We start from the raw sequence: 14,773 nt of genomic DNA on the forward strand, positions 1-14,773 counted from the left end.
TGGTTGTGCGGAGCAGATCAGCGGGATGTCGTTTTCGGATTAATAGCTGTCGCCCCCAGCTAAGTTGAATGTCGCTTTTAGCGCGCATCCAAGCTAAGCGGTCTCTGGAAAACATTTCAGATTGAACGAAGCACTATCGTCCCGATGGTGATGACGACCAGCGCAAATATTGCCCCCATACTGAACCTGAATAATTCTGAGCGAATCTCAGCCGGGGACAGACCTCTGGCCTCTTCAGCGAACTCGGCGTCCTCTCGTCGAAGTCGTTCAGCTCTGGCTTTAGGGTCCTCTATGTACATGTTTATTGTCCTTTGCGAGGTCACGAGACCAATCTGTTATGTAAACCGTTGTTAAGCATCCGGAACGCTTGAACACAAGCAATGATGTGTGAAGCGCTTCATTTGGAGCTTGGTCAATATCCCGAATACAGCTGTAATCGCAGTCAGCAGCCCCGTGCCTACCGCTACCGGGTATCAGAACCTTTCTCGCTTTAATTTGTTTTCCTCAGCCATAAGCTTGCGCCTCTCGACAATGAGCTTGCGTGATTCGTTTTGTAGTCTTTCGAGTTCCAGATTTTCCCGATCATTCTGAAGCATGCGCCTTCCTTGGCTATTGGCAGCCGTTACCTTGGCTGCTTTGTACCCTCATGATTTCGCATTGATCACCTGCCGGGTAGCGGACGAGTCTGGCGGTTTCGTAGGCAAAATCCGTGAGTAAAGTAGGCAGCCTCATACGGTGACTTTTAAGGAACTGCGTCGATTTCAAGCCCCCAATCCTTTCAATTTGCCCCACATGATCTAGCGTGAGATGAGTCCCCTGCCCTGCGGAGCCTTCCCCATGCCACTGGTTCGTGTCGACATCAGACATAACCCCGACCCCACTTTCGCCAAACGCATCGGCGAGCAGATCTACGCGGCCCTGCGCAGTTGTATCGATGTGCCCGAGCACGACAACTTCCAGATCCTCACCGAGCATGATGACCAACACCTCGTCTACGACCCGCAGTATCTGGGGATCCAGCGCAGCGATGGCGTGGTGTTCATTCAAATCACCATCAGCGAAGGGCGCACGGTGGAGAAAAAGCAGTTGCTGTTCAAAACCATCGCCGAAAGCCTGCACACACAATTGGCGGTGCGCCTGGAAGACGTGTTCATCAATCTGGTCGAGGTAAAAAAAGAGAACTGGTCATTCGGCAATGGCGTCGCGCAGTACGTCACTTGACCCGCTCATTGACAGCCCGTTATCAGCGCCAGCATGATCGGCCCATGAACATTCGCGCGCTGCAACTCACCCGTACCACCACGACCGCCACCGGCGGGTCGTGGTGTTTCTGTCTGAGGTAACCCCAGCGCAGCAAACCCAAGGCCCCGCCAGCAATGGACGGGGCCTTGTTGTTTCTCCCGTCCGTGCGGCATCTGCAGCACCCAAGGATAAACACCATGCCCGCAGCACTGTTGATCATCGATATGCAGGTCGGTCTGTTCCACGGACCGGAAAAGCCCTATCAGGGCGAACGGATTCTGGCCAACATCCGGCGCCTGGTCGCTCAGGCCCGCGCGACTCAAGTGCCGATCTTCGCCGTGCGCCACACCGGCCCGGATGGTTCACCGATTGCCGCTGGCAGTCCATTCTGGCAATTGTTGCCAGCGCTTGAACTGGACGCTGATATCGACACCCTCTTCGACAAATCCCGCCCCGATGCTTTCCATGGCACTGACCTCGCACAGCAACTCAAAGCCGCACAGGTAGAAGACCTCTATGTGGTCGGCATGAAAAGCCAGTTCTGCATCGACAGCACCTGTCGCAGCGCTGCCGATCTGGGCTTCAGACCACTGCTGGTCAGCGACGCCCACACCTGCATGGACACTGCTGCGCTATCGGCCGAAGCGATCATCAACCATCACAACGCCACCCTCGGTGCCGCTTTCGCACGGTTAATCGACAGTGCTGAAGTGAAGTTCTAAGGAAGCCTCCCGAAATAGACGCAACTTCACTTGCTGCGGTTGCGTCAACCAGACATTTGTTACGGCATCCCTTGTCCTACGGTTTCGTGTAATCAGTTAATGACGCCAGCGACGTTAACCACAGAAAACGCCAACAAATAAACCAATCAACCAACAAACTTTCAGAACAATCCTACAAGTTAAACAGCCACAAATACTCATAACAAAATATTACTTAAAATCGAATACCGGCCATTTGTTACAAACAACTACCCAGCCATTGAACAATATTCCATGGCAGGTCTATATTTTTATCGCTCCGAATTCGAAGGCTAATAATTCAAGTGTGATCAAGAGGACACAGCATGCACAAGAACATGATGACCGGCCTGTTGTTGGCCGCACTGCTTGCGCCGCTCGCCAGCGCCAACGCCGATGTCCGCGAGCTGGCTTCTTCGCCACGATGGCTGACCACCAAGGTCTATATCGACGGCGCCCCTGAAACCGACGTCAAAGCGAAGTACCCCGGCGTCGTTGGTATATCGACGTGGGATCCCGAGCGCAATCGATACGAATTCTTTTACACCGATACAGGCGAATCAAAGTACAACAATGGCGGTGGCGGGTATTTCTTTGTCACCGGCGATCAGCAACAGCACATTCTTGTGCCGGATATCGGCCCGACCAAAACATGGGTCAGGCGTTTGGAAACACTGAACAAACGTGAGTTCACTTATTCTCGGGAAGTCCCTCGCGACATGGTCGACAACAATCCTCTTGTGCGCATTCATGTCGTTCACGCGCCCTATACCGGAACGATAGAAACCAAGTCCGCCATCAAACAATAAAACCAGGAGTTCGCTATGCAAAAGTCAATTAAAACCCTGCTGATGTCGACGTTACTGATTTCTTCTGTCTATTGCGCCGGGGTCAGCGCACAAGCTGCCACCCAGCCCGCAAAAAATGCCGTCGCCACCGCCGACAACGCGATGATGCTGACCGTGTTTCTGAAACATGATCAAACCCGACCGTTAAGTGAACTAAAGGCTCAGCTTGCGCAACAGGGTTTCCATAAAACGTTCCCCCCGGCCGGAGTCGAGGTGGTGAGCTGGAACATCATGATGGGGATCGGCCAGGTCGTGACCGTGCGCTTTCCTGTCTCGCGTCTGGCGGAAGTTAACCTGGCGCTGGAAAACACCGCATGGGGCAGTTACCGCACCGAGTTCTATCCGACCTACGATATCAAGCCGCTCGCGATGGCTGAGCAAGCCAAAGCCCAAGCGGCCCAATGATGTCGACAGCACAGCGGATCACCGGTGTGCTGCCTAACCTTGCTTCTTGCCCGAAGCCGTCCAGAATCAAAGCACCACTGCGCCAATGACAACGATTGCCAAGTCGCTGCGGATTCAGCACTCTGAAACGACTTTCGCGACCAACCCGCCGACGTTCACAGGAGCCGCGCAATGCCCGCCACCGTTCTGGTACTGGTTGAAACCATCAATGACTACTTGCCGATTCTCGAACATCAGGGCTTCCACCTGATCCTTGCCCCCACGCCCGCTGAACGTGCGCAAGCCATTGCCACCCAAGGCAGCCGCATCGACGCGGTGCTGACCCGTGGCCCGCTGGGTCTGACAGCCGATGAGATCGCCGCCCTGCCCGCGTTAAAGATCATTACGGTCATCGGCGCCGGTTACGAACAGGTCGACCTGCAAGCCGCCAGCAACCGTGGCATTACCGTGACCAACGGAGCCGGAGTCAACGCCTCATCGGTGGCCGACCATGCGCTGGCAATGTTGTTGGCACTGGTGCGCGATATACCACGTTGCGACGCCGCAGTGCGCCGGGGTGAATGGCCGAAGATCATGCGCCCGTCGCTGGCCGGCAAACGCCTGGGGGTTCTCGGACTGGGCGCAGTGGGCATGGCGATCGCCAAACGCGCGAACCTCGGTTTCGACATGCAGATCAGCTATCACAGCCGTCAGGTGCGCAACGATGTGCCGTACGCGTTCTGCTCGACGCCGACCGAACTGGCGCGAGCGTCGGACTTCCTGATCGTCGCCACGCCCGGCGGTATCGGCACACAGCATCTGATTACCCGCGCGGTGCTCGATGCGCTCGGTCCGAAAGGGTTTATCGTCAATATTGCCCGCGCCAGTGTGATCGCCACGGCGGATCTGATCACCGCCCTTGAACAACGCAAAATTGCCGGCGCCGCGCTGGATGTGTTCGACCACGAGCCACAAGTGCCGGATGCGCTGAAAACCCTGAGCAACGTGTTGCTGACACCCCACGTCGCGGGGCTGTCACCGGAAGCGACGCAAGGCACGGTGGAGCTGGTGGGCAAAAACCTCGTGGCGTTCTTCTCGGGCGAGCCTGTGCTGACGCCTATCGCGCTGCCGCCAAAACTCAACAATCAACGCGTGCACTAAAGCACCCCAAGCAACGTCCACAAACGCCGCGATTCCGCATCGGCACTGATCAACTCACCGAGCAACTCGCTCAGCGGTTTGTTGCCCCACTCGACGCCGCGCCGAATCAGATACGGCACGGGGCTGTGAGGTTCGGTGCGGGCAAGGTATTCGGCGATCAGCAGCAATTGTCGGTAAGCCTCTTCGCGACTGCCCGGTTCGCGAAATACCTGGGTAGCCGGTGCAGGTTCTTCTGGTTGCGGCAAGGCGACGGGGGCTTCGACCACCGGTGCCGGTGAAGCCGGTTGTTGTGGGTGCATGGCGATAAACTCCTGAACCAACGTCAGCAGCGCTTGAATAATGTCCTGCAAGGGCCGCAATCCCGGGCCCTGATCCCCTAGATAAGCATTGCTCCAGCTGTCGAGCCGCTGCAGATGTTGCAGGCTCAGCAGCAGATTGCCCTGGGTGCGCAACCAGAACGCCTGCGGCGTGGCGCGGATCTGATCGCTGAGTTTTTTCTGTTCGTTGCGCGCGGTTTCTGCCGAGCTCTTGGCATTCTTGCTGTCGTTGGCCTGCACCTGCTGAATCTTTAAACGCCGCCAGACTTCAAGCGTATAAACCTCGAAATCACTGTTGCGAGTGCCGAACAGCGGCACGCGAGTGAGCAAGACTTCACTGTAGCGACGCACCAGCCATTCCAGCGGAATCACGCGCCACGACTGATCGCCCTCCTCGGCTTGTGGGTGCAAGTGCTCGGGGAAACGCTCACATAAACCGGCGATCAGCGCCAGGCTGCCGGGCAAACCGTCCAACGCTTGCAGGTGCAGCCAGGCTTCGCCAAGCCACGCGCTGAGCATCAAGTCCTTGCTGCGCTCGAGCAATAACGCAGTGGAGAGCTTCTCGACTTCCGACCAGTTCGCCCGCTTCAGTGTCGACTGCCAGACGCCGGTCGGCAGGCTGGCATCGTCCTCGCGGCGCAAGTCGCGCAACTGATCGAACTCACGCTCATAGCGCAAATCGACGCCACAGGGCGCATCCGCGCTGATCGGCGCGAGCAATTGATCAATCAGATCTGGCACAGCGGCCGATGGCAGGTTCACAAATCTTCCTTCTGCGATTCAAGGGCGACGGTGCTGCCGGTCACCTGAAACGGTGAGCGCGGCGCACGGGTGGGCAACGGCGCGATCGACAGCGGCAGTTTCGAGCCCTGGCTCATCAGCGACAGACGCACGAACATCCGCGTGAATTCGCTGGTGACGCTGTCCGGCGCCCCGGTTACAGGTAAACGCAACGTCAGCGGGAAATCGGTGTAATCCACGTTTGGCTGACGCTGCACCGAGAAATGCGCGCGCATCAGGCGCAGCAGCGACCATGGCCCGCCGTACTCCCAACCGGCCTCCAGATCACGCACCACCAGATTCGGTTGCAGCGGGTCGTTGACCGGACGCTCCTTGCCGTTTCGCGCCCAGCGCAGGGTCAGGCGGACAGGCTGGCCGACCATCCAGCGCAGATTCGGTTGCTCGGCTGCCGGATAGTTGATTTGCTGATTGCCGGCGAGCAAGCCCCAGGCAATCACCTGATCGGCGCCCAGCTCATCATCGCGATCGGTGCGCCAGCGCACGTCCAGCTCGACGCCAAGGATGCCGCTCTTGTCGCGCACGAACAGCGGCGTCAGCCAACTGCTGGCTTGCTTCAAGCGGTTGAGAAAATCCGCCGCGGCCAGGCGTTCCGGGGTCTGGTTGGTGGCAAGGCCGGCCTGCGCGACCGGCAGTTTTTTGTCGATCAGTTGCAGAAAATATTCAACCCGCGCCGGATCGGCGTCCTGCATCTGCACGCCGTTGGCGAACGGAAAGCGATCCGCCAGATATTGATTGAAGTAGTTGGCCAGCTCATTCCATGCCGCAGCGGCCTGTTGCACTTGCAGCATCTGGCAACGCTGCATGGCTTCCTGTTGCAGCTCCACCGCGCGCATCGCCAACGTGCCGCGTCCGCCGGCGATGTTGGCGGTCTGCAGCATTTGCAGGCAGGAATTGACGTCCATCTCGACGAAATCGCGGCTGACCAGTTGCTCGATCTGTGCCGGCGAACTGGCCGGGTTGGCCTCTTTGTATTTGCGCAGTTCGTCGTTGAGCGCACTGAACTGCGTCACGCGTTCGTAATCCAGGGCCGACAGATTGGCTTGCTGTGTTGTCAGCCACTGCAACGAAGACGTGCGCCGCTCAGTGATGCCGAGCATGGTGTTGAACTGCTGCTTGAGGCTCAGTTTCAGATCCTGCACGTCGCTGGCGCCGAACAGTTCCAGACCAAGGTTTTTCGAACCGTCCCACTGGCTGATTTCGGCCCGTCCGCCGAACAGTGGTTGCGCGGTGATTTCATCCAGACCACCAATAAGCTGCGCCATGGCGCGGCGGTTGAGCGCCGCTTGCAGACGCGTGGCGAGATCCGCGCGGTGCACCTCGACGAAAGCCTTTTGCAGGGCCATGGCTTGCTCGGCCTGCACATTGAACACAGCGTAAGGATGCGCCTGATCGTTGTGATCCTTGAGGCTCAACCACATCGCCTGGGCGGCGGCACGCTCGGCGGCTTTGAGCACCGCAACGCGATAGTCCGGTGGAATGCGTGGCAGTTCTTCGGCGATGTAGCTGTTGTAGTCGGCGAAATACTTCAGCGATTCATTGAGGTCATCACCGTCCACGGTCTGGCCTTGCATATTGACGTTGTCTTCGCTGGCACGCAGGGCGACCGAAACGAAGTCGCGCTTGAACAGCGCCTGTATCGCGTTATCGAGTTTCACCACTTGGTCTTGCAACGCCAATTGCCCGCTGACTTGCTGTACCAGCAAATTGTCCCGCGAACCAACCTGTGCGATCCATTGATCGCGGAAACTCTGCTGCAAGCGTGACGCTTGCGTGTCGAGGTCTTGTTGGACTTGCGCGCCCAACAATGTGCTCTTGCCCACTTTGGCGAGGAAGTCACCATAACCCGGCACCAATTCCTGGCCTTTGCCACGGCTCCACGTTGCATTGGTCAGGGCAATTGCCGCTTGCAGATCGTCGACCAGCGCGGTCAGCTCTTCGAGCTCGCGCAGGCTGTTGCCACTGCCGGCCTCCAATTGATCGAGGTGCAACTTGAGATAACCGGCCTTGCTGACAAAGTTGTCGGCGAGAAAATACTGATCCAGCCAGCGCTGCATCAATCCGGAAAAGTTGCTGACGATCAGTGGCCGGTCGACGCTCAGATCCAGCGCCTGCAAGCTGCCGTCTTCCGCGGCCACGAGCAGCCGATTGTAGAACGCCACGTAGGGCAAGGTGCCGGTGTTGAGGTTCAGCGACAGCGCGTTGTTGCTCAGTTGCACCAAGTCATCCAGCGGCGCACGCGGGTTGTTCTGCACTTGATTGAACAACTGGTTCTGCTGTTCCAGACGCAAGGCCCGATCCACCAGATCGTTCGCCTTCAGGTAGTTCTGCCACTGCGCCGGGTCGTCGCTTTCGACACTGCTGCGTCGGTCGGTGCTGCGGATCGCCTTGATCTGCGCCAGTTGCGCACTCAACAGGTCATGCAGCGGCACCATGATGTGGCGCTGGGTGGACTGCAAGACTTGCTGCTCAAGCTGATTGTCGAGCGAGGAAAACCACGACGTCGGGAACACCAGAGAAACGTAGTTCCAGTGCGGCGCACGCTCCAGCACGCGCCAGAAGGTCTGCACATTGCGTCGGGTCGAGTCGACCCGTTGCGCCTCGTCGCTGATCGCCACGTAGCCCTTTTGCGCGCCTTGCATCTGCCGCGCCAGTTCGTGGGCATCCTTGACCGACACCTGCCAGACCCAGAGCATCGCCACGGCCCAGATCACCCCGACCACCAGCGCCACGCCGGCCGTCAGCCGCTGCCAACGCTGACGCAAACGCAGCAGGCGCGGCACGCCTTGCGCCAACCCGCGCTCGCCGACCAAGCGCTGACGCCACAACTGGCGCACAAACACACTCTGCTGCAAGCCGCTGTCGTCAGCGGAAAATCCATCTTTGGCATCCTCCGAGGCCTGACTGGCGCTGAAATAGACACCGCGAAAACACGGCGCTTCCCCCTGGGCGTTGCCTTGAAATACCGGTTCCAGAACACTCTGCAAACCGCGGCGCAAGGTTTCCAGACGCTCTGGCAAGGCGTACAGATCGGCGCTCAACTGACCGGACAAGGTGCCGATTTCGATGATGGCTTCCGCTATGGCGCGATGGATGCGATCGAGTGCCTGATCGCTCCACTGCCCTTGCCAAACCGCATCGCGTGAATAAGGTGACGACCAGCCCAGGGTACGCTCGCGGGCCTCGTCGGGCAGCGCGCTGATCAGTTCCTGGAATCCCGGCAGTTCTTCGAGTCCGGTGATGATCACGTACACCGGCACACTCAGGCCAAACCGTTGCAACAGGTCGATGAAGCGCCGGCGCGCGGCCAGACCGAGGCTGGCGGCCTGTTCCAGATTGCTCAGACGACTGACCGGCACCAGCCAGACCACCCCGTCCAGCGGCCGCTTGCTGCGCATTCGCAGGATCAAACCAAGTAATCGCCACCAACCGCCACGCTGCAAGTGCATACCGTCGTCGGGCAGAAACAGCGCTTGCGGCACCACCAGCACGGCGCCTTCGGGATCTGACCACCAGCGACCGAACCAGGCGGGTTTGTCGGTCGGTTGCAGACGCCATTCACTGACCAGTTGCGTGCCCTGGGTTTCGTCACCGAGCATCAGCAGCCATGGCATCTGATAGCGGTCATGACTGCCCTGCTCTTGCTCCATTTGCCGCACGGCTGCGTAAAAACTGCGGATCGCTGCGCCACTCTGGGTGCGCAACCACCACACGGCCACGGCGATGATCACCACGACCAGCAGCAGCGCGACAACCCACGCAACCATCGTCAGGGTGCTCATGAGTCTTGCTCCGCAGGCACCACCGAGTCGATGATCTGCAGCACCGGGTCCAGTTCCGAACGAATGTCCCGCCAGAGCAACTGGCCAAGCCCGGTCAGCAACAGCAGCATCGCCAGAATCCCCAACGCCAGGCGAAAGCCATCCGGCAGCGCCGTGCGCACCGGCAGTTGCAATGGCGTGGTCAGCGACGGCTGCGTCAGACGCTGACTGACATCGACATAACTGGCCTCGCCCTGCCAGGCAAAGGTGTACAGCGCCAGCCGCCACTTCTCCAATTGCGCCTGACTGTGTTCTCCGCGCAAACGCCCATGGAAACCGAGGATCAGGCATTGCAGATACACGTTGGCCAGATCGCGCGTGGTCGGTTGCTGTTCATCGAGCAAAGCTTGAATCGCCGCCGGCACTTGTTCGCCGGCCTGACGACTGGCATACAGACGCGACTCCAAAGGTTTGTCCTGCCACGCTGATTGTCCAGGCCAAGGGGTGAACAGCAGGGTTTCATCGACCAGTGCGACGAACGCGTAAACCAACGCCTTGACCTGCTCGGTCGCCGAATCACCGACCCGCGCATAAGCGGTGCGCCACAATCGCTGCGAGGCCTGTGTCGAGAGTTCGACCACGGTCTCCACCAGCGCCGCTTCGTCCTCGCTGTCCTTGGGCAATTGCACCCAGTCCTGTTGCCATTGCTGCCACGTCTGGCGGAACGCGCTGCTCAACGGTGCGTCCTGCAACCCAAGGCTTGCGGCACTTCCTTGCGACATACGGCGTTCCTTGTGTGATCAGGCACTTTCACTGTTCTGGGCGACAAACAGCACCACTTGCCACGGGCTGCTGGTCAGTTTCGTCGCCGGCGCGGCGATAATCAGCGGCAGTTGCGCGTCGAACCACGTACCTTCGGCGGTGATCACAAACAGCCGCGTGTCCTCGCCAACGCTGTAGGCCACCTGTTCGCTGCGGCTCATGACCTGGTGCGACAAACCGCTCATGCGCTGGCGACTGAGCAGCGCAATGTGCGGTGCCGAGGCGATGATCGCGCCACGCAACCAGTCAATTGCCGCTTGTTCGCTGGCGCCGTTGGGCATGCGCAGACCGATCACCAGACGCTGACTCGGCTGCTCGTCCGGCAGTTGAATGGAAAAGCTGTGCTCACCGCGCTCGAACGGCAGGCTGCGATAGCCGGCGCGGATCAGTTCGAGGGTGATCTCCAGCCATTGCAGCACGGCGTCATAACCGCGCTGCAATTCGACAAAATCCAGCGCTGCAAACGCCGGCACGCCGGCCAGCGGATCGAGCGCCGACCACGCGCCGGCCAGACCGAGCAATTGCACATAGAGGGTTTGTGGATGAGCAATACGGCTGTTCAGCGCGCCTTCGACTTCCGGCAGACGCGCCCACAACGCCGTCAACTGGCGGCGGATTTCCAGCGCATCGTCCTGATTGCCGGCCTGCTGCGCCTGACGCAAACGGCCACCGAGAAACAGACACTTCTCCCGCGACCGCGCGCAGAGACCGGCGATGCGTCGACCGAGCGCCGACTCCGGCAACAGGATCGGCGTCGGCGCCGTGTAAGACAGCGGCAGAAAACCGCCACCCTCCTTGCGGATTTTCAGCAGCGGCAGGCAGATCGAATCGGCCTTGTTCAATTGCGTGCACAGGCGTGGATTAGGGCGCCACACGGTGATCGATTCAGGAAATTCACCGCTGGTGAGATCCGGCAGCGCGTCGCCCACCACCGACTGCAAGCGCCCTTTGAGCGGCAGCAACTGACCGGCACGCCACATCGGGCTGATCGCCAGGTAAACGGTAACGGTGGCGTCGTCGGTGGCATCGATCGCCGCGCCGACATCCAGTTCCAGCGCCGGCCCGATCCCGGCCTGCAAATCTACCGGCAGGCCGTCGGGCATCGTCCCCTGCAGCGACAAGACGCGCACCACGCCAGCGCTCAGCGCCGAAGGATCGAATTCCATGTGGCTGACGCCCCAGAACCACGGGTTGCACGCTTGCGCCAGATGCGCGCCGAGCGCTTCGGCCCGCAATCCTTGCAACTGAAAATGCTGCGGCAGCAATTGCATGCCTTCGTGCCAACAAACCGCGTCAGGTAGCAGACTCATACGACTCCCTTCGACAAGCCGCGATCCGGCGGCAGCGGTGGTGTTTCAGTGTTCGGTGGCGTTGACCAGGCTCATCTCGCGGCTGTCGAATTTCAGCCACGCCTCGCTCTGATCGTCGAGCCGCAAGCGGTGTGCTCCGGGTGTGTTATAGCTGGCGAAGACTAAAAGTCCAGCAGCCTTCTTGCCCCCCAACGGGAAGGGTTGGCGGTCGATGAATTGCCCCGGCACCAGCTCCAGTCCCCACACGCTCATCAACTGACGATAGTCGCGTTGGTACTGTTCGCGCCCGGCGAACCACTGGCTGGCACTGATGCCTGACAACTGCTTGAGCAGATCCGGGTCGGCGACTGCAATGAAGTCCACGGCAATCGGCGTGTCGTCGTTGGCTTTCGGAGCGACGTCGAGGGTCAGGCTGTCGAGGTCCACCTTCGGCCCGAAGAGGGAGCAAGCGGCCAGGGACGCAAACAGCAGTGTTAGAAAAAGTCGTCTACGCAAAATGAATTTTCCTTTTCGCGAACCTGTCCAAAAATGTTTTTGCTTGCTTTTTTATAGACCTGTTCTAGCGTCTTGGGTAGTTCGGTTCCTACAGCCGAATCAAGAAGGTTTGTCAAAGGAACGACAGGTCATCTGCCTCCCTTTCTAACCTACGGTCCAGCAAGGGAAAGCGATGAACGGGCCTCCCCGATGCATTGCGCCCGCTCATCGCATCGGAGTCCGCCGTCATGGCAGAAAGTACTCAGCACAAGCTCGACCGGGTGCGCCCGCCCCGAGTGCAAATCACCTACGACGTCGAAATCGGCAACGCCATCGAGAAAAAGGAACTGCCACTGGTGGTCGGGATTCTTGCCGATCTGTCGGGCAAGCCGCTCGAACCATTGGCAAAACTGACTGACCGGCGTTTTACCGAAATCGACCGCGACAACTTCAACGAAGTGCTCGCCTCGATCGGCCCGCGCGCCACGCTGCAGGTCAACAACACCCTCAGCGGCGACGACAGCAAGCTCAACATCGAACTCAATTTCAAACACATCGACGACTTCGACCCAGTCAAGGTGGTGGAACAAGTCACACCGCTGCGCCGCCTGTTCGAGGCCCGCCAGCGTCTGCGCGATCTGCTGACCAAACTCGACGGCAACGATGACCTGGACAAGCTGTTGCGCGACGTCATCGCCAACACCGAAGGCCTGCAGGAAATCAAATCGGCCCGCCCGGACAACGCTACCCCGGCAGCTGATGCCGAGGCGCCGGCCGAACCGCAATCCTGATCGTCCACTTACATCGAGGGGAGAATTCGCCATGCCCGCTTCAGCTCAGAAACAAGCCAGCGACAGTACGACCGAGACACTTTCCCTGCTTGACCAGATCATTCTCGACGGCCGCATGGCCCACGATGACAGTCAGCAGGATTACGCCCGCGACATGCTCGCGGAGTTCGCCACCCAGGTCCTCGACGAAGGCATGGCCATCGACAAGGACACCGTGGCGATGATCAACGACCGTATCAGCCAGATCGACGAGCTGATCAGCGCCCAACTCAACGAGGTCCTGCACCACCCCGACCTGCAAAAACTCGAAGCCTCGTGGCGCGGTCTGCACCTGCTGGTGCAGAACACCGAAACCAGCACCCGACTGAAACTGCGCCTGCTCAACGTCACGCAGAAGGAGTTGCAGAACGATCTGGAAAAAGCCGTCGAGTTCGACCAGAGCGCGCTGTTCAAAAAGATCTACGAAGAGGAATACGGCACCTTCGGTGGCCACCCGTTCAGCCTGTTGGTCGGTGACTACACCTTTGGCCGGCACCCGCAGGACATCGGCCTGCTGGAGAAACTGTCGAACGTCGCCGCCGCGGCCCACGCGCCGTTCATTGCCGCCGCCAGTCCTCGCCTGTTCGACATGAACAGCTTCACCGAACTGGCGGTGCCGCGTGATTTGTCCAAGGTCTTCGAGAGCCAGGAGCTGATCAAGTGGCGCTCATTCCGCGAGAGTGAGGATTCGCGCTACGTATCGCTGGTGCTGCCGCACTTCCTCCTGCGTCTGCCCTACGGCCCCGACACCTCGCCGGTGGAAGGCATCAACTACGTCGAAGACGTCAATGGCACCGACCACAGCAAATACCTGTGGGGCAACGCCGCGTGGGCGCTGTCGCAACGCATCACCGAAGCCTTTGCCAAATACGGCTGGTGCGCGGCAATTCGTGGCGCTGAAGGCGGCGGCGCGGTCGAAGGTTTGCCGGCGCACACCTTCCGCACCAGCTCCGGCGACCTGTCGCTGAAATGCCCGACGGAAGTGGCGATCACCGACCGCCGCGAGAAGGAACTCAACGACCTCGGCTTCATCGCCCTGTGCCACAAGAAGAACAGCGACGTCGCGGTGTTCTTCGGCGGCCAGACCACCAACAAGTCCAAGGTCTACAACACCAATGAGGCCAACGCCAACGCGCGGATCTCGGCGATGTTGCCGTACGTGCTCGCGGCCTCGCGTTTCGCCCATTACCTGAAGGTGATCATGCGCGACAAGGTCGGCAGTTTCATGACCCGCGACAACGTGCAGACCTACCTCAATAACTGGATCGCCGATTACGTGCTGATCAACGACAACGCGCCGCAGGAAATCAAGGCGCAGTACCCGTTGCGTGAAGCCCGCGTGGACGTCACCGAAGTCGCCGGCAAACCCGGTGCCTATCGCGCGACGGTGTTTCTGCGGCCGCACTTCCAGCTTGAGGAACTGACTGCATCGATCCGTCTGGTGGCAACCTTGCCGCCACCGGTTGCCGCTTAAAGCTCCAGAGAAAACCCTGATGGCGAGAGGATTTATCCCCTCGCCACGGGCTCCGTGTTCAGCCCATTTGCCTAATGTGAATTTCTTCAGGAGTTTCAAGCGATGGATGCAATCATTCTCGACCTCGGCGGCGACATCAAAGGCGACAGCCTGCTCGAAGGTTTTGCGGACAAGATCGAAGTCATGTCCTACAGCCACAACGTGGCGATGCAAGTCACCAACGACGTCAGCAACTCGGAGCGCACCTCCGGCAAACCCCATGTCGGCGAGTTCACGGTGACCAAGTTTATCGACAGCTCGACACCGTCACTCAACGAATACTGCTGCGCCGGCAAACCGATCCCCGAAGCCATCATCACCATCGGCCGCAACGCCGCCGAGGGCAGTGGGCAGTTGATGCCCTTTATCGTCTACACCCTCACCAACGTGGTGCTGTCCAACGTCAGCGTCAGCGGCGGTACCGGTGGCAAACCGGTGGAAACCGTGTCGCTGAACTTCACCAAGATCAAATGGGAACTCACCGCGCAGAAAGACGACGGCACCAAGGAAGGCACGGCCGCGTCGACCTGGGACATGGCCGCCAACAAGCTTGTCAGCTAACCCGGCGTCCTG

13 protein-coding genes are annotated in these 14,773 nt (G+C 59.5%); 8 read left to right on the top strand and 5 right to left on the bottom strand.

Annotation, left to right across the window (positions count from 1 at the left end):
- Positions 1-837 precede the first annotated feature (837 nt).
- From ACM6JQ_RS14470 to ACM6JQ_RS14490, 5 genes are all read left to right on the top strand, one after another.
- The gene (locus ACM6JQ_RS14470; protein WP_007911017.1) at positions 838-1,221 is read left to right on the top strand and encodes a tautomerase family protein; all 384 of its coding nucleotides are present in this window, start codon (positions 838-840) and stop codon (positions 1,219-1,221) included.
- Positions 1,222-1,439: 218 nt separating this feature from the next.
- Complete coding sequence (locus ACM6JQ_RS14475; RefSeq protein WP_007911018.1) at positions 1,440-1,964, top strand: cysteine hydrolase family protein; 525 nt, start codon at positions 1,440-1,442, stop codon at positions 1,962-1,964.
- A 344-nt stretch (positions 1,965-2,308) separates the two neighbouring features.
- A complete protein-coding gene (locus ACM6JQ_RS14480; protein ID WP_095111555.1) occupies positions 2,309-2,791 on the top strand; it encodes a DUF4822 domain-containing protein in 483 nt (160 codons plus the stop codon).
- A gap of 15 nt (positions 2,792-2,806) precedes the next feature.
- Entirely contained in the window at positions 2,807-3,235 is a 429-nt protein-coding gene (locus ACM6JQ_RS14485) for a hypothetical protein (RefSeq protein WP_038366244.1), read from the top strand.
- Positions 3,236-3,406: 171 nt separating this feature from the next.
- A complete protein-coding gene (locus tag ACM6JQ_RS14490; protein WP_007911024.1) occupies positions 3,407-4,375 on the top strand; it encodes a 2-hydroxyacid dehydrogenase in 969 nt (322 codons plus the stop codon).
- Here ACM6JQ_RS14490 and tssA read toward each other — a convergent pair.
- From tssA to ACM6JQ_RS14515, 5 genes are read right to left on the bottom strand one after another with little or no spacing between them, the layout of a single operon-like run.
- Positions 4,372-5,454: a type VI secretion system protein TssA gene (gene tssA / locus ACM6JQ_RS14495; protein ID WP_414894054.1), complete on the bottom strand. Its 1,083-nt coding sequence runs from the start codon at positions 5,452-5,454 to the stop codon at positions 4,372-4,374. The two genes, ACM6JQ_RS14490 and tssA, sit on opposite strands and share 4 nt — an antisense overlap.
- Positions 5,451-9,272: a type VI secretion system protein gene (locus ACM6JQ_RS14500; RefSeq protein WP_414894055.1), complete on the bottom strand. Its 3,822-nt coding sequence runs from the start codon at positions 9,270-9,272 to the stop codon at positions 5,451-5,453. The genes tssA and ACM6JQ_RS14500 overlap by 4 nt, the downstream gene beginning before the upstream one ends.
- Positions 9,269-10,033 carry a DotU/TssL family secretion system protein gene (locus ACM6JQ_RS14505; protein ID WP_414894056.1) on the bottom strand — a complete coding sequence of 255 codons (765 nt, stop codon included), beginning with the start codon at positions 10,031-10,033 and terminating at the stop codon, positions 9,269-9,271. The genes ACM6JQ_RS14500 and ACM6JQ_RS14505 overlap by 4 nt, the downstream gene beginning before the upstream one ends.
- 18 nt (positions 10,034-10,051) lie before the next feature.
- Positions 10,052-11,383, bottom strand: a complete 1,332-nt coding sequence (tssK, locus tag ACM6JQ_RS14510; RefSeq protein ID WP_007911031.1) for a type VI secretion system baseplate subunit TssK — start codon at positions 11,381-11,383, stop codon at positions 10,052-10,054.
- A 45-nt stretch (positions 11,384-11,428) separates the two neighbouring features.
- Entirely contained in the window at positions 11,429-11,878 is a 450-nt protein-coding gene (locus ACM6JQ_RS14515; protein WP_414894057.1) for a type VI secretion protein, read from the bottom strand.
- A gap of 227 nt (positions 11,879-12,105) precedes the next feature.
- On the opposite strand from ACM6JQ_RS14515, the gene tssB reads away from it, so the two are divergent.
- The 3 genes from tssB to ACM6JQ_RS14530 all read left to right on the top strand — a co-directional run bounded on the left by tssB (position 12,106) and on the right by ACM6JQ_RS14530 (position 14,761).
- Entirely contained in the window at positions 12,106-12,648 is a 543-nt protein-coding gene (gene tssB / locus ACM6JQ_RS14520) for a type VI secretion system contractile sheath small subunit (RefSeq protein WP_414894058.1), read from the top strand.
- Between the two features lie 31 nt (positions 12,649-12,679).
- On the top strand, positions 12,680-14,161 hold the full coding sequence (gene tssC / locus ACM6JQ_RS14525) for a type VI secretion system contractile sheath large subunit (protein WP_007911038.1): 1,482 nt from the start codon (positions 12,680-12,682) through the stop codon (positions 14,159-14,161).
- Between the two features lie 102 nt (positions 14,162-14,263).
- Complete coding sequence (locus tag ACM6JQ_RS14530) at positions 14,264-14,761, top strand: Hcp family type VI secretion system effector (protein WP_007911046.1); 498 nt, start codon at positions 14,264-14,266, stop codon at positions 14,759-14,761.
- The last annotated feature ends 12 nt before the right edge of the window (positions 14,762-14,773 follow it).

It is taken from the genome of Pseudomonas sp. IT-232MI5, from assembly GCF_949767845.1.
In the GTDB taxonomy this organism is placed as follows: domain Bacteria; phylum Pseudomonadota; class Gammaproteobacteria; order Pseudomonadales; family Pseudomonadaceae; genus Aquipseudomonas.

Excerpts from the sequence above, each read along its gene's own strand:
- ACM6JQ_RS14505 (WP_414894056.1), bottom strand. The coding sequence starts at position 10,033 with ATGTCGCAAGGAAGTGCCGCAAGCCTTGGGTTGCAGGACGCACCGTTG.
- tssC (WP_007911038.1), top strand. The coding sequence starts at position 12,680 with ATGCCCGCTTCAGCTCAGAAACAAGCCAGCGACAGTACGACCGAGACA.
- ACM6JQ_RS14470 (WP_007911017.1), top strand. The coding sequence starts at position 838 with ATGCCACTGGTTCGTGTCGACATCAGACATAACCCCGACCCCACTTTC.
- ACM6JQ_RS14530 (WP_007911046.1), top strand. The coding sequence starts at position 14,264 with ATGGATGCAATCATTCTCGACCTCGGCGGCGACATCAAAGGCGACAGC.
- ACM6JQ_RS14480 (WP_095111555.1), top strand. The coding sequence starts at position 2,309 with ATGCACAAGAACATGATGACCGGCCTGTTGTTGGCCGCACTGCTTGCG.
- ACM6JQ_RS14485 (WP_038366244.1), top strand. The coding sequence starts at position 2,807 with ATGCAAAAGTCAATTAAAACCCTGCTGATGTCGACGTTACTGATTTCT.
- tssK (WP_007911031.1), bottom strand. The coding sequence starts at position 11,383 with ATGAGTCTGCTACCTGACGCGGTTTGTTGGCACGAAGGCATGCAATTG.
- tssB (WP_414894058.1), top strand. The coding sequence starts at position 12,106 with ATGGCAGAAAGTACTCAGCACAAGCTCGACCGGGTGCGCCCGCCCCGA.
- ACM6JQ_RS14490 (WP_007911024.1), top strand. The coding sequence starts at position 3,407 with ATGCCCGCCACCGTTCTGGTACTGGTTGAAACCATCAATGACTACTTG.
- ACM6JQ_RS14475 (WP_007911018.1), top strand. The coding sequence starts at position 1,440 with ATGCCCGCAGCACTGTTGATCATCGATATGCAGGTCGGTCTGTTCCAC.
- ACM6JQ_RS14500 (WP_414894055.1), bottom strand. The coding sequence starts at position 9,272 with ATGAGCACCCTGACGATGGTTGCGTGGGTTGTCGCGCTGCTGCTGGTC.